General features: G+C 64.5%; 18 protein-coding genes. 4 read left to right on the top strand and 14 right to left on the bottom strand.

Features of this window, described 5'->3' with window-relative positions; genetic code table 11:
* Positions 1–13 precede the first annotated feature (13 nt).
* Together L8V00_RS07465 and L8V00_RS07460 are read left to right on the top strand one after the other, a co-directional pair.
* Positions 14–1,192 carry an amino acid deaminase/aldolase gene (locus L8V00_RS07465; RefSeq protein ID WP_269944656.1) on the top strand — a complete coding sequence of 393 codons (1,179 nt, stop codon included), beginning with the start codon at positions 14–16 and terminating at the stop codon, positions 1,190–1,192.
* Entirely contained in the window at positions 1,192–2,544 is a 1,353-nt protein-coding gene (locus L8V00_RS07460; RefSeq protein WP_269944655.1) for a D-arabinono-1,4-lactone oxidase, read from the top strand. Before L8V00_RS07465 ends, L8V00_RS07460 begins: the two co-directional genes overlap by 1 nt.
* On the opposite strand, the gene rarD is transcribed toward L8V00_RS07460, so the two are convergent.
* The 4 genes from rarD to lspA are packed head-to-tail and all read right to left on the bottom strand — an operon-like array spanning position 2,541 to position 5,562.
* Positions 2,541–3,416, bottom strand: a complete 876-nt coding sequence (gene rarD / locus L8V00_RS07455; protein ID WP_035005441.1) for an EamA family transporter RarD — start codon at positions 3,414–3,416, stop codon at positions 2,541–2,543. The genes L8V00_RS07460 and rarD overlap by 4 nt on opposite strands.
* Positions 3,417–4,061 carry a hypothetical protein gene (locus tag L8V00_RS07450; RefSeq protein ID WP_035005442.1) on the bottom strand — a complete coding sequence of 215 codons (645 nt, stop codon included), beginning with the start codon at positions 4,059–4,061 and terminating at the stop codon, positions 3,417–3,419.
* The gene (locus tag L8V00_RS07445; RefSeq protein WP_035005443.1) at positions 4,058–5,029 is read right to left on the bottom strand and encodes an RluA family pseudouridine synthase; all 972 of its coding nucleotides are present in this window, start codon (positions 5,027–5,029) and stop codon (positions 4,058–4,060) included. Before L8V00_RS07445 ends, L8V00_RS07450 begins: the two co-directional genes overlap by 4 nt.
* On the bottom strand, positions 5,026–5,562 hold the full coding sequence (lspA, locus tag L8V00_RS07440) for a signal peptidase II (protein ID WP_269944654.1): 537 nt from the start codon (positions 5,560–5,562) through the stop codon (positions 5,026–5,028). The genes L8V00_RS07445 and lspA overlap by 4 nt, the downstream gene beginning before the upstream one ends.
* A 40-nt stretch (positions 5,563–5,602) precedes the next feature.
* On the opposite strand from lspA, the gene L8V00_RS07435 reads away from it, so the two are divergent.
* A complete protein-coding gene (locus L8V00_RS07435; protein ID WP_269944653.1) occupies positions 5,603–6,568 on the top strand; it encodes a DUF6263 family protein in 966 nt (321 codons plus the stop codon).
* A gap of 29 nt (positions 6,569–6,597) precedes the next feature.
* On the opposite strand, the gene L8V00_RS07430 is transcribed toward L8V00_RS07435, so the two are convergent.
* Positions 6,598–7,146, bottom strand: a complete 549-nt coding sequence (locus tag L8V00_RS07430) for a WKL family lipoprotein (protein WP_269944652.1) — start codon at positions 7,144–7,146, stop codon at positions 6,598–6,600.
* A 238-nt stretch (positions 7,147–7,384) separates the two neighbouring features.
* Here L8V00_RS07430 and L8V00_RS07425 point away from each other — a divergent pair, with 238 nt between their 5' ends.
* A complete protein-coding gene (locus L8V00_RS07425; RefSeq protein WP_269944651.1) occupies positions 7,385–8,374 on the top strand; it encodes an asparaginase in 990 nt (329 codons plus the stop codon).
* Between the two features lie 14 nt (positions 8,375–8,388).
* Here L8V00_RS07425 and L8V00_RS07420 read toward each other — a convergent pair whose 3' ends face one another.
* The 9 genes from L8V00_RS07420 to ftsZ form a co-directional block, all read right to left on the bottom strand.
* Positions 8,389–9,732, bottom strand: coding sequence for a DNA polymerase IV (locus L8V00_RS07420; protein WP_269944650.1), 1,344 nt, complete (start codon positions 9,730–9,732; stop codon positions 8,389–8,391).
* Between the two features lie 22 nt (positions 9,733–9,754).
* A complete protein-coding gene (gene ileS, locus L8V00_RS07415) occupies positions 9,755–13,024 on the bottom strand; it encodes an isoleucine--tRNA ligase (protein ID WP_269944649.1) in 3,270 nt (1,089 codons plus the stop codon).
* A 352-nt stretch (positions 13,025–13,376) separates the two neighbouring features.
* The gene (locus tag L8V00_RS07410; RefSeq protein ID WP_049049513.1) at positions 13,377–13,535 is read right to left on the bottom strand and encodes a hypothetical protein; all 159 of its coding nucleotides are present in this window, start codon (positions 13,533–13,535) and stop codon (positions 13,377–13,379) included.
* A 56-nt stretch (positions 13,536–13,591) separates the two neighbouring features.
* Positions 13,592–14,740, bottom strand: coding sequence for a DivIVA domain-containing protein (locus L8V00_RS07405; protein ID WP_070489004.1), 1,149 nt, complete (start codon positions 14,738–14,740; stop codon positions 13,592–13,594).
* A 679-nt stretch (positions 14,741–15,419) separates the two neighbouring features.
* Positions 15,420–15,710 carry a YggT family protein gene (locus L8V00_RS07400; protein WP_035005451.1) on the bottom strand — a complete coding sequence of 97 codons (291 nt, stop codon included), beginning with the start codon at positions 15,708–15,710 and terminating at the stop codon, positions 15,420–15,422.
* Positions 15,711–15,777: 67 nt separating this feature from the next.
* Complete coding sequence (locus tag L8V00_RS07395; RefSeq protein WP_269944648.1) at positions 15,778–16,374, bottom strand: cell division protein SepF; 597 nt, start codon at positions 16,372–16,374, stop codon at positions 15,778–15,780.
* Between the two features lie 67 nt (positions 16,375–16,441).
* On the bottom strand, positions 16,442–17,197 hold the full coding sequence (locus L8V00_RS07390) for a YggS family pyridoxal phosphate-dependent enzyme (RefSeq protein WP_070489183.1): 756 nt from the start codon (positions 17,195–17,197) through the stop codon (positions 16,442–16,444).
* A complete protein-coding gene (gene pgeF / locus L8V00_RS07385; protein WP_420840050.1) occupies positions 17,194–17,955 on the bottom strand; it encodes a peptidoglycan editing factor PgeF in 762 nt (253 codons plus the stop codon). Before pgeF ends, L8V00_RS07390 begins: the two co-directional genes overlap by 4 nt.
* Positions 17,956–18,020: 65 nt before the next feature.
* Positions 18,021–19,388, bottom strand: coding sequence for a cell division protein FtsZ (ftsZ, locus tag L8V00_RS07380; protein WP_269944646.1), 1,368 nt, complete (start codon positions 19,386–19,388; stop codon positions 18,021–18,023).
* Between the last annotated feature and the right edge of the window lie 104 nt (positions 19,389–19,492).

The raw sequence follows: 19,492 nt of genomic DNA, 5'->3' as shown, positions 1-19,492 counted from the left end.
ACAGTTATTTTTCATGAAGAAAGATATTCGCCTCGCAGTGGCGCACCTGGACGCACCCTTCGCGGTGTTGGATCTGGATGCCGCCAGAGCCAACGCCCAAGACATGGCGCACCGTTCACGCGGTACCCCGATCCGAGTGGCCAGTAAGTCGCTCCGCATCCGCTCGCTGATCTCGGAGGTCCTCACCCTCCCCGGCTACCACGGCATCTTGGCTTATAACCTCAACGAAGCCCTGTGGCTGTGTGAAGAGCAGGTCAGCGATGACATCCTCGTCGCCTACCCCTCCGCCCACCGCGAAGCCCTGCACCGCCTGATCCACGATGCGCGCGCCATGGAGTGCGTGACCCTCATGGTGGATTCGGTCGCTCACCTGGATCTTATTGACGCCGTGGTGCCGCCCCATGAGCGTGGTGAGGTACGGGTCTGTATTGATATCGACGCCGCACTGCGCGCCGGCCCCGTTCACATCGGAGCCCTGCGTTCCCCCCTGCACACGGCTGACGAGGTGCGTGAGATCGCCCGGCAGGTCCGTCAGCGCGAAGGCTTCCGCCTGGTCGGTTTGATGGCTTACGAGGGCCAGGTGGCGGGCACCACCGACACTTCCCCGGCGATCGCGGCGATGAAGGCGCTGTCCGTCCGCGAGCTGGCCGGCCGCCGCGCAAAGATCGTCGCCGCCGTCGAAGAGGAACTGCGGGTAGCGGGCCTGCCCCCTTTGGAGTTCGTCAACGGCGGCGGCACCGGCTCCATCGAAACCACCAGCGCGGAGGCCGCGGTCACCGAGATCGGTGCGGGCTCCGGCATCATCGGCCCGGCCTTGTTTGACCACTATCGGCAGTTCCAGCCCACCCCGGCGGAGTGGTTCGTCGTGCCGGTCGTGCGCCGTCCCGCGGAGGACACGGTGACGGTGGCCGGTGGCGGCCGCATCGCCTCCGGCCCGGCTGGCAAGGACCGACTGCCGGTCGTCGACTGGCCCCGCGATCTGAAGATGGCACCCCTGGAAGGCCCGGGTGAGGTGCAGACTCCCCTGACCGGCCCTGCCGCGCGCAATCTCCGCCTCGGCGACCACGTCTGGATGCGCCACGCGAAGGCCGGCGAAGCAACTGAATACATCGATACCGTGCTGGTCGTCTCGGCTGGCGAAATCATCGCGGAGTGGCCCACTTACCGCGGCGAAGGAAAGAGTTTTGTCTAATGAGCACCACCACTAAGAACCGCAAGCCCGCATACAACTCTCGCTGGGTGAACTGGTCCGGTGTCTCCACCGCCCAGCCGCGCAAGCAGGTCGCCCCGCGCGACGAGGCCGAGCTGATCCAGATTATTCAGCGGGCCGCTGCGTCCGGCGAGAGGGTCAAGCCCATCGGCGCTGGCCATTCCTTCACCTCCGTGGCGGCCACGGAGGGCATCCAGGTGAGCTTGGACAATCTGGCCGGGCTGATCCGCTTCGACCCGGAGAGGATGACCGCCCGCCTGCGCGCGGGCACCCGGCTGCGGGACGTGCCGGGCATCCTGGCTCCCCTGGGCGTGGCGCTGGCCAACCAGGGCGACGTGGATCCGCAGTCGCTGGCAGGCGCGATCGGCACTAGCACCCACGGCACGGGGCTGGGCTTCACCGGCTTCGCCGGTATGCTGCGCGCCTTCCGCATCATCACCCCGGACGGCCAGGCGCACGAGTGCTATCCAGGCGCAGACGGCATCGCCGGCGAGCTGTACGACATCGCGCGCGTTTCCCTGGGCGCCTACGGCATCATCACCGAGGTGGAGTTGGACGTGGTGGATACCTTCGTCCTCCACGCAGTGGAGCGCGCAGAGCCGAACGACGATGTGGTGGAAAACTTCGCCGAACGGGTGCGCGGCAAGGATCACCTGGAGTTCTACTGGTTCCCCGGCACCGACGTAGCCCACGTGAAGACGAACACCCGCCTGCCGGGCAACACTCCCACCAACCCCATCCCCCGATGGAAGGAGGTGCTGGACGACGAGCTGCTGAACAACGGTGCCTACCGGGTGATGAACGATCTGGCTCACCACTTCCCCTCCCTCAGCCGGCCTTTCGCCAAGCTGAGCGCGAAAACGCTGGCGCAGCGGGAGTACTCCAATGTGGCCCACGACGTGTTCGTCAGCGCCCGCCGGGTGCGTTTCAACGAGATGGAGTACTCGGTTCCACTGGCCGATGCCCGCGAGATCCTGCGGGACGTCCAGCACACCATGAACACTTGCGGCGAGCAGGTGCTCTTCCCCATCGAGGTCCGCGCCACGGCGGCGGACGATGTGCCGCTATCCACGGCTAAGGGCCGCGAGTCCTGCTACATCGCCATCCACCGCTACAACAAGGACAGCCACCAGGCGCTGTTCCGTCACATCGAGCCGATCTTCAAGGCCGCCTCCGGTGGCCGCCCGCACTGGGGCAAGCTGCATACCCTCACCCACGAGGATCTGCTGGAGCGGCACGAGGATCTGGCGCGGGCCTGCGAGATCCGCGCGAAGGTGGATCCGCAGGGCATGATGCGCAACGCGATGATCGATCGCGTTTTCGGGCTGGCCTAGCTCAGCTTCTTCACCCGCCGCACCCGCGGCGGGCGGTTGCGCACCAGGTCGACGATGAAGACGATCACCGCGATCCAGATCAGCACGAAGCCGACCCAGCGGGCGGGTTCGATGTGCTCGTTGTTCACGAATACCGCCCACAGCATCTGAATCACGGGCGTGATGTACTGCACCATGCCCAGACTGGTCAGCGACATTTCCTGCGCGGCGCGGGCGAAGCACAGCAGCGGCAATGCGGTCACCACGCCCGCCAGCATCAGCAGTGCTGCGTGGCCCGCGCCCAGCTGCACAAATGTGTTGGTGCCCTGGGATTGCAGGAATCCCAGGTAGATAAGCCCTACCGGCGCCAGTACAAGAGTTTCGGCGGTGAGGGACTGAATGGGCGTCAAACGAACCTGCTTTTTCACTAGCCCGTAGAACCCGAAGCTAAAGGCCAGCCCCAAAGAGATGATCGGCGGCGAACCGAGTGCGACCGTCAGAACGACCACGGCGATGGTGGCGATGCCGACGGAGACCAGCTGCAGGCGGCGCAGCTTCTCCCCCAGTACGATCACTCCCAATAGAACACTGACCAGCGGGTTTACAAAGTATCCGAGGGCGGCGTCCGCGACGTGGTTGTTGTTCACCGCGTAGATGTAAAGCCCCCAGTTCACGCTGATCAACACCGCGGCGGCCGAGACTATCCACCACTGGCGGGCCGTGATTGCCCGCAGCTGCTTGTACCCGCGCAGCGCCGCGAGCAGCAACAGCATGAACACCAGCGTCCACACAAAGCGGTGCGCCAGGATCTCCATCGGCGTCGCCGGCTGCAGGAGGGGGAAGAAGGCGGGGAAAAGCCCCCACATCAGGTAGGACAGCAGGCCCCAGATCACTTATCTAGCTCCCATCGGTCGAATTCCAATACGCCCGTAGACCGCCTCGGGGTCGGCGGGTTCCACGGCGTAGGCGCGCTGTGCGAGCTCGCGGAGCTGCTCGGGCGTGGCATGGACCAGCACACCGTCGATCCGGAGTTTGTCCGGCTCGGTCTGCGCACCGCGGGCCATCCGCCCCACCGTCTGATTAATTACATCCGCGCGGGTACGGCCCACCGCCGGCTCGGGCAGAACGGCCTGCGCAGTCGCTCCGAAGTAAAGGGTACTCACACGCATATCGAGCCCCTGCACCAGGTCGATCACCCCCTTAGAGTCCCAAGGGTGCTCCGGGTCGGGGGAAACCAGCGCCCAGCGGGGTTCGTCCCCGGTCATCTGATCTAGCTGCTCGCGTGCATGCTCCCGGTACTGCGCCGGGGTGCCGTCGAAGGGGCCGAGCTGGTCGCCGTTGATGTTCGGCGGTTTCGAGGTCAGGTCCGAGGTGCTCATGGCGATGACGCCCAGCCCCATCGCAATCAGGCACAGCCCGGAAAGCCAGGCCACCCAGGCAGGCCGGCGCGTATCTTCCCAGTCCAGCTGGCGCTGCCGCTTCTTATTCGCCTTCAACTGCTGGGGGCTGCGCCCCCGATACTGCTGCTCCTGGCTCACGGGCGTGCCTCTTCACCGGAACCCGGCGCGGCAATGCCGTTGGCATCCCGCAGCCTGTCGAGGGCCAGCTGCAGGTCCTCCGGGTACGGCGAGCGGACGGTCTTCCACGAGCCATCCGGGTGCGGAAAGCCCAGCTCCACGGCGTGCAGCCACTGGCGGGTGAGCTCCAGCTTCTCCGCCAGCTTCGGATCGCTGCCGTACATCGGGTCTCCACACAGCGGGTGGTGCAGTGCAGAGAAATGCACGCGGATCTGGTGGGTCCGGCCCGTCTCCAGCTTTACTTCCAGCAGGCTGGCCTGGCGGTGCGCCTCCAAGGTGTCGTAGTGGGTGATGGCATGTTTGCCGTCTTCACGCACGCTGAAGCGCCAACCCGCGGACGGGTGGCGGCCGATCGGCGCGTCGATAGTGCCGGAGGTCGGGTCCGGATGCCCCTGAACCAGCGCGTGATAGGTCTTGGAAACCTCCCGGTCGCGGAAGGCATTCTTCAGCACGGTGTAGGCGCGCTCGCTGGCGGCGACGATCATCACCCCGGAGGTGCCGACGTCCAGGCGCTGCACGATCCCCTTGCGCTCCGGTGGGCCGGAAGTGGAGATGCGGAAGCCCGCGGCGGCCAGGCCGGAGGTCACGGTGGGGCCCTCCCAGCCGACGGTGGGGTGCGCGGCCACGCCGACGGGCTTGTCCACCACGATCACGTCCTCGTCGGAGTAGAGGATGTCCATGCCCTCCACGTGGCGGGCGGGTTCTGCGGCCAGGTCCCGCGGCGGGGCGGGCAGGGTTACGTCCAGCCACGCGCCGGCAACCAAGCGGTCGGACTTCCCCACCGGCGCCTGATCCTGCAGGATGTCGCCATCGGCCGCCAGCTCCGCCACGGCGGTGCGGCTGAGCCCCAGCAGCTTGGATAAGCCTGAATCCACCCGCATGCCGGCCAGTCCGTCCGGCACGGGCATCACTCGGTTCTCGCGGGTCATCGGATCACCTCCTCGCTGGCGTCCTCCTGTTCTTCCTGTTCCTCCCGCTCTTCCCGCACGTGATTCGCCGGCTCAATGAAGAACGCATAGATCAGGTAGCAGACAACACCGACGGTGATGGCGGCGTCCGCAACATTAAAGATCGCGAAGCTACCGAAAGAAAGAAAGTCCACAACGTGCCCGTGCATGCCCCCGGGCTCGCGAAAGATGCGATCCAGCAGGTTGCCCGCCGCACCGCCGCCGATCAGGCCGATCGGTAGCGTCCCGGCCATGTAGCGCGTGCGCAGGGCCAGAACAATGCAGGCCAGGAACGCGGCTAGCTGGAATATGGAGAAGATGATGGTGACGTTCGTCCCCATCGAGAAAGCCGCACCGGGGTTGCGCACCAGATAAAGCCGGAAGAACTCGCCGATGACGGGGTAGGCCCGTTGCTCTTCTAGATTTTCGACGACCGCCCATTTAGTGATCTGGTCGACGACGATGATCCCGAACATCAGGGTCAAGGCGGCGAAAGATGCACGTTTTGAAGTCACGCCTATTCAGTCTAATGTCCGCCTGTTACGCTGTGAACTTGTGGGTATTTCTAGCAAGTCCGCGCTGGCTATTTGCAGCGCCATAGGTCTGGCCTTCACGACCGTCGCATGCTCTGACTCCGAGCAGCCACAAGCTAAGCCGGCAGATGTGGCCGTGCCGGGCGTCAAGGTGGAGCTTCAAAGCCGCGGGGCTTCTCCCCAGGAGCCGATCGCCTGGTTCTCGCAGGAGGGCAGCCAGGAGGTCACGTACCACGCCACCCAAGGATTCGCTCAGCACACTGTTGGTGCTGCTAAGGATGATGACGCCACCGCGTCGGCCACCGACGCCTCAGAGACGGCGAAGGAAGACGAGCAGCCGGATGTTGACGAGCTGGACTACGACGAGGTCACCATGAACCTGCCCTTGTCCGCCGAGGTCACTACCGACGGGAAGGGGCGTCAGACCAATGTGACCGTGGGCGAGCCAACCGGCACCAACGACGAGCGGAACGAGGACATCGCCACGGCCGAGGGCTTCAAGATGACCACCGAGCAGGAGGTGGACGGGCGCGCGACCTCCCGCAGCTACACGGCCCCTGACGAAGCCAGCGCCACCGCCCGAGCCAGCGTGGAATCCGCGCTGAACCAGATGAACGACTTCCCCCTGATCTTCCCCACCGAGCCTGTCGGAGTGGGCGCGAAGTGGACGGTCTCCAACCGCGTGGACGGCGACATTTCGATGACCCAGAAGGTCACTTATTCCCTGCTGGAGCGCGAGGGGCAGACGGTCTCGCTCAAGGTGGAGGTATCCCGCAGCCCGGCAGTGGCTACGTTGGCGCAAACCGATCTGAAGGTGCTGGACGTCAAAACCGAGTCCAGCGGGCAGATCGCGCTGGATCTAAACAAGGTGCTGCCCACCCGGGGCCACATCAACGTGGAGACGAAGGTCACCTACGGGCAGGATGATTCCCCGGTCCGCGTGGTGCAAACCTCCACCTCGAAGTCGAAGTGGAGCCCTGAAAAATAATCCCCCCCAAGAACAGTGACCTAAGCGACCTAGAGGTCCTTGCACATCGGCGGTACCTGATCCGGCAGGACGTTTTCCACCAGGGTGCAGGCCCAGCCCTGGTCCAGCTTCCACTTGCCGTCCTCGCTGACGAATTCCACGTCGCTGACCACGTGTGGCTCTTGGTCGGGCACGGTCAGGTTCACGGTTGCGTTGACGTTGCCGGGGGTCAGGCTTGGCAGCACGGGGTCGACGACCTCGAGGGTCGCGCCGGACTCGGTGCGGGACTTCGTCAGGGCATCAAAGAGCTCCGGGGCCTGGTCGCCGTTTACGACCGTGTCCACCTTTTCCTCAGTCGGAATCTCCGGGTCGACGGCGCGGTTCAGCACTCCCGACAGCTCCTCCGCCGTCGGGGTCTGGTCCTCGGATGCCTCGGAGGATTCAGCGGCGGTGGTGGCAGAAGAAGAGGAGGACTTGTCGGAGGAATCGTCGTCGTTGCCGCAGGCCGACAAAGTCAGGCCAGCAGCCAGGACGGCGGAGACTGCCGTTGCGCGAGTAAAGATCTTGGTGCTGCGAGAGTGGCGCTGGGTAGAACGCACGAGAATGCTCCTTCGATGGTTGGACAATGTGATGCTAATGATCGTGTGCAATTAACCGAGTAGGAAAATGGTGCTCGGTGGCACACTGCCGTAGACAGCTGTGCACATGGAGTACACATCCCAAAATTTTTGGGGAACCAGTTTCCGACTATACAAGCCATGCTGTTGCAGATGTTATTCGTGTGATTTGCGCCCGTGCGCACATGGTCCTGTCCGGGCCGTCACGTACATTGGTCACATGACTTCCAGCCCCTCGCAGAGCTACTTGCAGATCCCCGTCCTCGGCACCGGCGGCACCATCAGTTGCACCCACTCCCCCGAAGGCGACCTTGTACCAACCCTGACCTGCGCGGACATCGTCGATCAGGCTCGCGTGCCGGAGGGTTTCCAAGCCCTGCCGCACGACATCATGAGCATCGACTCCAGCTCCATCACCCTGCCCCAGATCGACGAGCTCGTCGCCCACATCGCACGCTTCTGCTCCCCCGCCCCGGCGGGCATCGTGGTACTACACGGCACCGACACGATGGAGGAATCCTCACTCGCCGCCGCGTGCGCCCTGGAGCTGCCCTGCCCTGTTGTGTTTACGGGCGCCCAGCGCCCGGGTGATGACGCCGCACCGGACGGCCCGGCCAACCTTTCCCGCGCGTTCGCCGCGCTTGCATCGGGGGAGCTTTCTGCGGGGGTTCACCTAGTTTTCGGGGATGCCATCCTGCCCGCCCGCGGGGCTTACAAGGCCCACACCACCGCCGAAACAGCCTTCCGCAATGCACTGATTGACTCCGGGAAACACGATGGCGAGTCCCCCGAAACGGATGGCACCCCCCTCCCTCCGCTCCAGGTAGCGGGGGTAAACGTGCCCATCATCGGCACCTTTGCGGGCGATGACGGGCAACTCATTCGGGCGCTGCGAGAGCAGGACAAGCGGGAGCAGGGCACAAAGGTTGGCGCCAAGGTAGGTGCCGTGGACGGCCTGGTGCTGGCCGCCATGGGCTCCGGCAACATTCCCACGGCTGTCGCCGAGGAATTGGAGGCCTGGCGCGCGGAGCGCTACACGGAGCTGCCGGTCGTAGTGTGCAGCCGGGTGCCAACCGGCGGGGTTTCCTTCGTCTACGGAGGTACGGGCGGCGGTGCTCAACTGGCCCGCGCCGGTTTCCGTAGCGGCGGGGCAATGCGTCCCAGCCAGGCACGCATCGAGTTGCTCTACGAACTCGCCCGCGCTCGCTAGTCCCCTCTCAGTTTCTAGTCCTCCGCCAACCCGTCGAGATCCCAGGCCAGACTGTCCAGCGGGTTGGCAGGGCTTAGGTCTTCGTCGTCAATGCGGAAGGTGCGGGTCTTCCCCGGGCCGGTCGCGGCGGTCTCGAAACGCACGCTGACCACCCCGTTGCCGGCTCCCTGCACCCACCCGTGCCCGAACTCCACGTGCGATACATCCTGGGTGGCGTGCCACACGGGGCGGGCCGTGGTGGCGTCATCAACCAAAGAACCAAACCCCGCATCGGTTTCGGGGGTGGCGATGGGCACCGGCGGGCCGTCGAGCTCGGGGAACAGCAGCTCCTGGCGGTCGGCCACCAGCCCGGACACGCTCACCCCGACCAGGCGAAAGGCACCGGCCTGCTCGGGACGTGGCATCAGGCGCTGAGCGAGGGCGAAGATCTTGTCGAAGTCCTCCGTCGGCGCGGGCAGCCCGGCGGACTTCGTGTGCAGCTGAAAGTCGGTGGTGCGCGTCTTGACCGTCACGGTGCGGGCGGCGCGGCCGTCTTTCAGCAGGCGGCGGTGCATGGCCAGGGCAGTCTCGTGCAGCACGCGCATGGCCTCGGCGGTGGTGCGCGCGTCCACCTGCAAAGTCCTTTCCGCACTGACCTGCTTGGCGGGCGCGCGGGGAGCAACAGGCCGCGGGTCGTCGCCGGCAGCCATGCGCTGCACCTCCACCCCAACCGAGCCCAGGGCACCACGCACGTCCGTGGTGTCGGCGGCAACGAACTGGCCGATCGTGTCGATCCCCATGGTGTGCAGCTTGCCCTGTGCGACCTTGCCGATCCCCCACACGTCGCCGACGGGACGGTCGGCAAAGACCTCCATGCGTGCCTCGGGCGGCACGACGAACACTCCGTGGGGCTTGGCCAGGTCGCTGGCCATCTTCGCGTCCAGCTTGGTAGCGGCCATGCCGACGGAAGCGGGCAGGCCGGTCTCCTCCTCTACCCTGGCCTGCAGGTTCTCGGCCCAGGCGCGGGCCTCCTCGGTGCTTTCCAGCCCCTGCGGCTCGGCGAAGCCCTCGTCCACGGATAGCTGTTCCACCACGCCCGCGTGGGCGCGGATGACCTGGAAGATGCGGCGGGAGGCGGCCGCGTAAACCTCCTTGCGCGGCCGGACCACCACGGTGCGGTTGTTGCACAGGCGCACGGCCTGCCCCATCGGCATCGCCGAGCGCGCACCGAAGGCCCGGGCCTCGTAGGAAGCACCGGCGACCACCCCACGGCCACCCAGGCCGCCAACCAGCACCGGCCTATCGCGCAGGGTCGGCCGGGTGAGCTGCTCGACGGAAGCGAAGAACGCATCCATGTCGATGTGAGCCACCCAGCGCATGCGCTTACCCTGCGGGTCTTTTTTAGGACGCCACCGCGATGTCAGCCGAGCAGCCGTCGGCGACGTCGTGGCTGAGCTGCTCGCCGACGACAACCTTCACGTCCGTGGCCAGCACTTCCTTGGCGATCGCATCCGCGTGGGTGCGCGCCCACTCTTCCTTGTCTGCAGGCACGGAAAGGGTCAGGTGGATCCGGTCGCTGATCTGCAGGTCGGCGGCCTTGCGGGCCTCCTGCAGGCCGCGCACGCGGTCGGCGGCCCAGCCCTCGGCCTCCAGCTCCGGGGTGGTCTGGGTGTCCAGCACCACCAGGCCATCCTGGCCGGAGACCTCTGCCGTGTGCTCCGGCTCGGCGGCCACGAGCTTGCGGGTGAACTCGCCATCCTGCAGCTCGATGCCGTCGGCGGTAACCACGCCCGCGTCGTCGACGGTGTAGTTGCCGGACTTCACGGCCTTGATGACGCGCTGGACGTCCTTGCCCAGACGCGGCCCTGCCACGCGGGCATTCACCACGACCTCGAAGCCGCCGACCTGGGCGACGTCCTCGGTCAACTCGACCTGCTTGACGTTCACCTCGTCGGCGATGATCTTCGTGAAGTCCTCCAGCGCGCTGGCGTTCGGCAGTGCGACGGTTAGCTTCGGCAGCGGCAGGCGGTTGCGCAGCTTGTGTGCCTTGCGCAGGGAGCTCGTCGCGGAGCTGACGGCGCGCACGGCATCCATGGCCTCCACCAGCTCCGCGTCGGCGGGTAGATCCTCGGCCTTCGGGAAGTCCGCCAGGTGCACGGAGCGCTCGCCGGTCAGGCCGCGCCAGATCACCTCGGTGGTCATCGGCAGCAGCGGAGCTGCCGCACGGCACAGGGTCTCCAGCACGGTGTACAGGGTGTTGAAAGCCTCGGGGTGGACGGCGTCGCCCGCCCAGAAGCGGTCGCGAGAACGGCGGACGTACCAGTTGGTCAGAGCGTCACAGAACCAGCGAATCTCGTCACAAGCGGTGGCGATGTCCGTGTTGTCCAGCGCATCGGAGACGCCCTGCACCGTGTCGCGCAGCTTCGCCAGGATGTAGCGGTCCAGCACGTTAGTGGAGGACGTATCGTACTGCGCCGGCTGGGAGGCATAGAGGCGCAGGAAGGAGTACGCATTCCACATGGGCAGCATCGCCTGGCGCACACCCTCGCGGATGCCCTGCTCGGTGACGATCAAGTTACCGCCGCGCAGGATCGGCGAGCTCATCAGGAACCAACGCATGGCGTCGGAGCCGTCGCGGTCGAAGACCTCGTTGACGTTCGGGTAGTTGCCCTTGGACTTACTCATCTTCAGGCCGTCATCGCCCAGCACGATGCCGTGGGCCACGACCTTCTTGAAAGCCGGGCGGTCGAACAGCGCGGTGGACAGAACGTGCATGGTGTAGAACCAGCCACGGGTCTGGCCGGAGTACTCCACGATGAAGTCCGCCGGGGAGTGAGTATCGAACCACTCCTTGTTCTCGAACGGGTAGTGCTTCTGCGCAAACGGCATGGAGCCCGACTCGAACCAGCAGTCCAGCACCTCCGGCACGCGGCGCATGGTGGACTTGCCCGTCGGGTCGTCCGGGTTCGGGCGGGTGAGCTCATCAATGTCCGGACGGTGCAGCGAAGCCGGCTTGCGGCCGAAGTCGCGCTCCAGCTCCTCCAGGGAGCCGTAGACATCCATGCGCGGGTACTCCTCGGAGTCGGAGACCCACACCGGGATCGGCGCGCCCCAGTAGCGGTTGCGCGAGATGTTCCAGTCGCGCGCGCCCTCCAGCCACTTGCCGAACTGCCCGTCGCGGATGTGGGAGGGCATCCACTCGATCTGCTCGTGATTCAGCTCCACCATGCGGTCGCGGAACTTCGTCACGGCCACGAACCAGGACGGCAGAGCCATGTAGATCAGAGGCTCGCCGGAGCGCCAGGAGTGCGGGTAGGAGTGTTCAATCGTCTGGTGGCGCAGCACGCGGCCAGCGGCCTTCAGATCCTTGATGATCGCCTTGTTTGCATCGAAGACCAGCTGACCCTGGTAGTCGGGAGCCAAGGAGGTGAACTTGCCGTCCATGTCCACCGGGATCTCCAGGTCGATGCCCGCTGCCTCGCAGGTGAACATATCGTCCTCACCGAAAGCCGGAGCCTGGTGAACCACGCCGGTACCGTCGGCGGTGGTGACGTAGTCGGCGCACAGCACGCGGAAAGCTCCCGGCTTAAACTGGCTGCCTTCGCCGCCCTCGCTTCCCTCGCCGGCGCCGGACTTCTCGCCCGCACGCTCGGCGAAGTACCCGAACAGCGGCTCGTAGGTCATTCCCTCCAGCTCAGCACCCGTAAAGGTTGCCAGAACCTCGGCCTTCTCGCCGAGCTCCTTGGCATATGCCCCGCGCAGGTCGTCGGCCAGCACCACGGTCTTGCCGTGCATGCCCTCCGCGCCGTCGGCACCGGCGGCGTCATCCCCAATCCGCACCGCGGCGTAGGTCACCTCGGGGTTAACGGCCAGAGCGAGGTTCGCCGGCGTGGTCCACGGGGTGGTCGTCCAGCCGATGAACGCGGCATCGGCGAGCTCCGGGTGCTCGGCCAGGGTCTTCACAGAGGCCGTGCCCTCGGTCGCGCCGGTGATCGGGAAGGTCACCGTGATGGTCGGGTCCTGGCGCATCTTGTAGGAATCATCCAGGCGGGTCTCCTGGTTGGACAGCGGTGTGTGCTCCGCCCAGGAGTACGGGAGAACGCGGAAGCCCTGGTAGATCAGGCCCTTGTCGTAGAGAGTCTTGAAGGCCCACATGACGGACTCCATGAAGCCCGGGTCCATCGTCTTGTAGCCGTTGTCGAAGTCCACCCAGCGCGCCTGGCGGGTGACGTATTCCTTCCACTCGTCCGTGTAGCGCAGCACCGAGGTCGCGCAGTACTCGTTGAAGGAGCGCATGCCCATCTCTTCGATGCCGGCGCGGTCCTTGATACCCAGCTGCTTCTCCGCCTCCAGCTCGGCGGGCAGGCCGTGGCAGTCCCAGCCGAAGACGCGGGCGACCTTCTTGCCCTGCATGGTCTGATAGCGCGGGACGATGTCCTTGACGTAGCCCGTCAGCAGGTGGCCGTAGTGCGGCAGGCCGTTGGCGAAGGGCGGGCCGTCATAAAAGACATATTCCTCGTTGCCCTCGCGGGAAGAGACGGATTCGTTGAAGGTGCCGTCCTTCTCCCAGTACTTCAGCACGTTCTCTTCGAGTGCGGGGAAGGCGGTCGAACCGCCGTTGGACATATCGACGCGCGGGTAGGCGCCGCCTGCTGGGGTTGCTTCGCTCATGGTGTGCTACCTGTTTCTTCGCTCTTTTTAGTGACGCCCACAGTTTCACTGTCGGCGACGTTCTCGCTAAAAAAACAGGGACGCATCGGCTAAAAAGCCTTGCGCGGTACCACCCTGATTGGCGTAATTCATGATACGCCCTCTTCGTCTCTTACGGCGATGACGTGCCGCGACTCCGCCTGGGTCTAATAAGTGCCCGCCCCAGCCTTCGCGTGTGGAGTGCGGACACCGTTCTTCCAGGAACGCTCCCCGGTGATAGCCGGATCAATGCGTACTTTTGAAGGATATTCAGTTACGGCTCCCACCTTACACTGCCGTGTGCGGGAACAGAGCCTTAGCCCTTAGCGAACCTTTAGCGCTTGCGATGGCGGATCAGGTCGTAGACAAACAATGCCACGCCGATCAGGGCTACGGTCACGCAGATCCAGGCCCAGGTGGTGGATCCGACCGCGAGGCTAACGACAAGGGCCGCAAAGCCGAGAACCGCCAGGAGGATCGCTGCAGCGAGCATCGTTACTGTTTCCTCCTGGCGGTCGGTACTGGGCCGTTACTAAGGCGCTGGCGCTATTAGTTGTCTTCGCCCTCGACCTCGATGGAGCCCGCCGGAGCGGCGGTGCCGCGGCTGTTCAGCTCTTCCAGCTGAGACTCCAGGAAGGTCTTCAGGCGGGTACGGTACTCGCGCTCGTAGGTGCGCAGCTCCTCGATGCGTGCCTCGAGGGTGGTCTGCTGCTTCTTGACCGTGTTCATGATCTCGGTGTGCTTGCGCTCTGCGTCCTCCTGCAGGGCGTTTGCCTTCTCCTGTGCGGAGCGGATCTGTGCCTGGGACTGAGCAGTAGCGTCGGAGATCATGACCTCGGACTTCTGCTTTGCGTCTGCCAGCTGTGCGTTGGACTTCTCCTCCGCGTCTGCCAGCATCTTCTCGGAGCGGGTTTTCGCATCTGCCAGCTGAGCCTCGGAGCGCTTCTGTGCGTCCGCCAGGGTGTTCTTGGAGCTGCTGTCGGCGTCGTCGATGGTCTTCTTCGCGGTGGCGCGAGCCTCTTCCAGCATGGTGTTGGACTCTGCCTTCGCATCGCCGGTCAGGCGGTCGGCCATCTCCTGCGCCAGGGACAGCACGCGGGCTGCCTGCATGTGGGTCTCGGCGGTTGCGACGCCGGACTTGCCGTCGCCGGAGGCGGCCGGAGCGGCAGCAGCTGCGGAAGCCTGGGCCGGAGCCTGCTTCTTGGCATCCTCAGCGGCCTTCTCAGCCTTAGCAGCGCGATCCTCGGCTGCCTTCAGCTTGGCCTCGTAGTCAGCCTTGACCTTCTTCTCGATCTCGGCGACGTTCGCCTGGGGAGCGGCCTGCGGCTGCGCCTTGCCCTGCTGTGCCTGAACCTCAGCGCGGGCGTCCTTGCGAGCCTGCTCCAGCTTCGCGGAGTACTCGGACTCGAACTGGCCACGCAGGTCGGACTCGATCTGGCGACGCAGTGCGGCCTCGTCAACCTGGGAAGCGCCAGCAGCGCCTGCCGCACCGGCGCCAGCAGCACCAGCGCCCTTCGCAGAGCCGGACTCCAGCTGCTCGACCTTCAGCTTGAGGTCGGAGTTCTCGTCCTGCAGTTCCGCAAGAGTGTCCTCCACGAGATCCAGGAACTGGTCGACCTCGTCCTCGTTGTAACCACGCTTGCCGATCGGCGGCTTGCTAAAAGCTACGTTGTGCACATCAGCCGGAGTGAGTGGCATAGGTTGTCCCTTTCCCTTTCGGATTGCCTCAAAGTGCTCGAAGGCGTTCGCAACAGTAATGAACTATTGATGGTTTATGAAACAGCTACAAAGCATACCAGCATAAGCTGGTTCAGTCTCAACTTTAGATCGAGATTAGCCGCTTAGCGCGGCATAACACCGTATAGCTCAGCCTCAACAATAATTTACTGCAGCCACATCAACACCACAGACTGAGCCTCACCCCCTGGTTTCACCCCCCATACGAAAGTTTTCCAACTTTCTAGCTTGAACACGTAACGCCAGAAACGCGCTGACGATGTAACAGGTGAAGGGAATGAGAAAACCGCCACCGGCCAAGACCCACATTCTCGACCGGCAGCGGCTTTCGTCACTACACACGACATCTCCGCAGCCTCACTCACTTACCGCGAAGATCTCTCTAATCTTAGCCCCGTGAACGGATATTCACAACAGCTTGCTGAATATCCGTTTCATTCGTCTCCCCCCGGCATCCACCCCCTTAGTTTTATAGCTTTAAGGATGCGCTGATATCGGCCTCGCTAGTGAACTTCTAGCGAACTTTGTAGCCGAAAATCCCCCCACAATCTTTTAGCTGTAACGTCGCTGCACCCCGCACTGCACCGGCTTTGTATCGGCACCATACCGTCGCTGTACGGTCGCTGCACTCTCCCCCGTATTAGCGAATGAATGCCCCCAAGAGCATGCTCAGCAACTGCAGTCCGAAGAACAAAACCAGTACGGAAACATCCAGCCCCACGCCACCGAGCTGCACCGGCGGAATCAACTTCCTTAGCGCCTTCACCGGGGGATCTGTAACCACAAACAGCGGCTCGGCCACAATGCTGAACCAGCGCTGCGGGCGCCAGTTGCGGGAAAAGGACTGAATCATTTCGATAATGATGCGCAAGATCAGAATCAGAATGTAGAAGCGAATCAGCCACATCAACAGAAGCAGGATTTCGTTCACTTAAGAGCTCTCTATTGGTTAACGACCTTTTAGGGGTTAAAGACTTCTAAAACGGCTGGCGCGCAGACTAGATAGTCTCCGCGATGGCATCCAGCTGATCCTGCGCCAGGGTTACGCCCTTCGGCAGCAGAATGAAGTTACGCACACCCTTAAGCTTCTTCAGCTGTGCATCCAGGCCGCGGCTCAGGCCAGCGGCGAAGTCCAGTACTCGCTTTGCCTCGCCCTTTTCCATTCCGCTGAGGGAGAACACGACAACCTCGCGAGCCTTGAGGTTATCCACCAGCTCGCCGGCCTGGGTGTAGGAGCTCAAGGTAAAGGACACGAAGGCCGAAGGATCCTTCTCCTCCGCCGGAGCCTCCGCGTAGGAGGAGGAATAGTGGCTTCCGCCGCGGGAAGAGTAGCGATCCTCGCGGTCGCCCCGCTCTACGCGGTCAGCGTACTCGGAACGGCCATAACGGCCGCCGCGCTCGGCGCGGTCGCCAAAGTCACGCTCAGAACGGGAACGGTAGGAAGGTTCGTGGGCATCACGCTCAACACGGTCTGCGCGATCAGCACGGTCGCGCTCGCGAGAGCCGTAGCCGTCGCTGTAGTAATCCGTGTTGTAGGTTTCCACGGAATCAAAACCGAAGAACCGCTTGGTCTTGTCCATGAAGTTTTCTGACATTGCTCTGTAGGAACCTTCCGTTGGTTGAATCTCTTAGCTTGTTAAGGACTGCATGCAGCTATGTGGTTTAAAGTACTGGTCGCGCGCCCATTATATCCGTACCGACACGCACCAGCGTGGAGCCTTCCGCGATGGCAATCTCCAGGTCGCCGCTCATTCCAGCGGAGTACACGGGAGCGCCCGTCACGCGGTCTGTGATGCGCTCGACGAGCTGCCGACCCCGGGCAAAAACGGCTGCCGGATCGGCGTCCAGCGGCGGTACCGTCATCAGCCCGCGCAGCTCGAGGTTCTCGGCCGCGGCCACGGCATCGGCCAGTTCGTCGATGTCCGCCTCCACTGCCCCGCCGCGCTGCGGATCACCGTCGGCGCTGAATTGCAGGAGCACCGGCAGGCGCTCGCTTCGATCGCCGCGCTCCAAAGCCAGGCCCGCGCCGCGATCCAGCGCATTCAGCAGCTTCAGCGAATCCACGGTGTGCACGGCGGCTGCCCACCGCGCAACGGAGTTCGCCTTCTTCGTCTGTACCTGCCCCACCATGTGGAACTGCAGACCTGTATCTGCCAGCTGTGCGTGCTTATCGCGCGCTTCCTGTTCGCGGTTCTCGCCGACGGCGGTGACGCCCAGTTGCGTCAGCAGCTTCACGTCCTCAGCAGGGTGGAACTTGGTGATGGGCAGCAGGTCCGCTCCCCCGGCCACCGCAATGCGGCGCCTGACGCGCGCCAGGTTCTCGGCGATCTCCTGCGCCCGGGGGCTCAGGTTCGCCGAGCCACCGGGAAGGTCATCGGCCACCTGGTTTTCGCTGTTCACGCTCTTCTGCTCCGTCATGGCATCCACACTACGCCCGCCTGACGGCCAGTCGTCCCCTCTCGGCGGTAGGAGAAGAAGCGATCGGCGTGCTCCGGGTCGATTGTGCAGCGCGGGTCCGCATCAATGCTGCGCACTCCGAGCGAGAGCAGTTGGCGGGTCAGACCAGCACGAATGTCCAACCCATGGGTGCCCTGGGCGGTGGTGGTTGCCGAGCCGGGAAGCTTGGACTCCACATCCGCGGCCATAGCCTGTGGCACTTCGTAGTTCTCCCCGCTGGCAGCGGCGCCGAGCAGCGCGTGAATGTTGCTGGGCACAGCTCCCAGGTCTTCCATGCGGGCAATGGCGCGACGCAGGATTCCGTTGCGGGCTCCCATTCGCCCAGCGTGAACCGCAGCGATCACGCCCGCGTCCTCATCGGACAGCAAAACCGGAACGCAGTCAGCGGTGAGGACGATCAGCGCAGTACCTCGCAGGGTGGTAATGAGGGCGTCAGTAGCCTCGATGACGGGCGACGCAGGAGCCTCAGCGGGCGCAGAAGCGACAAGGTGGTCGGCGGTGACCTCCGTGACGTTCGGCGAGTGGATCTGCTCCATAAACACCAGGCGCCCCACGTCCAGGCCCAGCACATCCGCCAGACGCTGGCGGTTGTGAGCCACAGCCGCCGGGTCATCGCCCACGTGATCGCCCAGGTTGAACGAGGCGTAGGCGCCCGTAGAGATCCCACCGTTGCGGTCGGTGAAGACCTTCCGCACCTTCGGGCTCTGGTTGTGGCTCAAAGAAAGCTCCTTAGTTTGGCATCTGGCTGCATCTGGCTGCATCTGGCGAGGTGGTATCCGGCGGACTAGTTGAAGTCCGGCAGATCCAGGTCGTCCTCTTCCTCAGTCAGATCCACGCCAGAGTTGGTGGAGTTCTGCGGCTGCTGCGCAGCGGAAGTGAACAGGCCACCGCCCTGGTTGGACTGCGGCTCCGGCTGCGCGTGCTGCGGCACGGTGCCACGGCGCTGCGCGAAGCTGGACTGGGTGCCAGCCTGCGGTGTGGCCGGATCGGCCTGCGCGGAGCCCGCCTGCGCGGAGCCCGCCTGCGCGGAGCCCGCCTGCGGGGCTTCCTGCCCCTGCACTGCGTACTGGGAGTTCTGGCCAGCCTGCGGGGCCTCCTGGCCGCCGAACAGGTTGGTCGACTGTGCAGCGCCGGCGCCTGCAGCCGCGCCCGCGCTCTCCTGCGCGTGGTGCGCACCGGAGCGCTGGTTGTTGGACGTCGCGGACGGGGAATCGTCGAAGCCGGTGGCGATGACCGTCACGCGGACCTCGTCGCCCAGCTGGTCGTCGATGATGGTGCCGAAGATCAGGTTGACGTCCTCGTCGGCCTTCTCCTCCACCAGATCCGCGGCCTGGGAAACCTCCAGCAGGCCCAGGTCGGAGCCGCCAGCGAAGGAAAGCAGCACACCCTTCGCACCCTCCATGGTGCTCTCCAGCAGCGGGGAGTTAATGGCCGCCTGGGTGGCCTTGACCGCACGCTGATCACCGCGGGCGGTGCCGATGCCCATGAGGGCGGAGCCCGCGTCGGTCATGACGGAGCGCACGTCGGCGAAGTCCACGTTGATCACACCCGGGGTGGTGATCAGCTTGGTAATGCCCTCAACACCGCTGAGCAGCACCTCATCGGCCTTGCGGAAGGCCTCCATCATGGACAGCTGTTCCTCGGACATCTTCAACAGCGAGTCGTTGGGGATAACGATCAGCGTGTCGCAGACCTCGCGCAGGGCCTCGATGCCCTCCATGGCCTGCTTGCTGCGGCGACGGCCTTCGAAGCCGAAGGGGCGGGTAACCACGCCGACGGTCAGGGCGTTCTGCTTCTTCGCGATGTTCGCCACGACCGGGGCTGCACCCGTGCCGGTGCCGCCACCCTCGCCTGCGGTAACGAACACCATGTCGGCACCAGCCAGGATCTCTTCGATCTGGTCCTTGTGGTCCTCTGCGGACTTGCGGCCAACGTCCGGGTTAGCGCCGGCGCCCAGGCCGCGGGTCTCCTCGCGGCCGATGTCCAGCTTGATGTCCGCATCGGTCAGCATCAGAGCCTGTGCATCGGTGTTGATGGCGATGAACTCCACGCCCTGCAGCTGCTCGTCGATCATGCGGTTGACGGCGTTTACTCCGCCGCCGCCGACACCGACCACCTTGATCTCGGCGAGGTGGTTTCCAGGATTCGTCATGTGCGCTTGTCCGCCTTCCTAAAGAATTTTTCGTGCTTTGCGGTTTACCGGTTTGCTGTTGCGTCCATCTTCCTAGCCGTCAAGCATTTAGCGGTGCACATTTT

The organism is Corynebacterium evansiae, from assembly GCF_027570065.1.
Classification (GTDB): Bacteria; Actinomycetota; Actinomycetes; order Mycobacteriales; family Mycobacteriaceae; genus Corynebacterium; species Corynebacterium evansiae.
This window is presented reverse-complemented; position numbering and strand designations above follow the sequence as displayed.

Excerpts from the sequence above, each read along its gene's own strand:
- L8V00_RS07395 (WP_269944648.1), bottom strand. The coding sequence starts at position 16,374 with ATGTCAGAAAACTTCATGGACAAGACCAAGCGGTTCTTCGGTTTTGAT.
- L8V00_RS07420 (WP_269944650.1), bottom strand. The coding sequence starts at position 9,732 with ATGCGCTGGGTGGCTCACATCGACATGGATGCGTTCTTCGCTTCCGTC.
- L8V00_RS07465 (WP_269944656.1), top strand. The coding sequence starts at position 14 with ATGAAGAAAGATATTCGCCTCGCAGTGGCGCACCTGGACGCACCCTTC.
- L8V00_RS07460 (WP_269944655.1), top strand. The coding sequence starts at position 1,192 with ATGAGCACCACCACTAAGAACCGCAAGCCCGCATACAACTCTCGCTGG.
- L8V00_RS07425 (WP_269944651.1), top strand. The coding sequence starts at position 7,385 with ATGACTTCCAGCCCCTCGCAGAGCTACTTGCAGATCCCCGTCCTCGGC.
- ileS (WP_269944649.1), bottom strand. The coding sequence starts at position 13,024 with ATGAGCGAAGCAACCCCAGCAGGCGGCGCCTACCCGCGCGTCGATATG.
- L8V00_RS07390 (WP_070489183.1), bottom strand. The coding sequence starts at position 17,197 with ATGACGGAGCAGAAGAGCGTGAACAGCGAAAACCAGGTGGCCGATGAC.
- ftsZ (WP_269944646.1), bottom strand. The coding sequence starts at position 19,388 with ATGACGAATCCTGGAAACCACCTCGCCGAGATCAAGGTGGTCGGTGTC.
- L8V00_RS07405 (WP_070489004.1), bottom strand. The coding sequence starts at position 14,740 with ATGCCACTCACTCCGGCTGATGTGCACAACGTAGCTTTTAGCAAGCCG.
- L8V00_RS07410 (WP_049049513.1), bottom strand. The coding sequence starts at position 13,535 with ATGCTCGCTGCAGCGATCCTCCTGGCGGTTCTCGGCTTTGCGGCCCTT.
- L8V00_RS07445 (WP_035005443.1), bottom strand. The coding sequence starts at position 5,029 with ATGACCCGCGAGAACCGAGTGATGCCCGTGCCGGACGGACTGGCCGGC.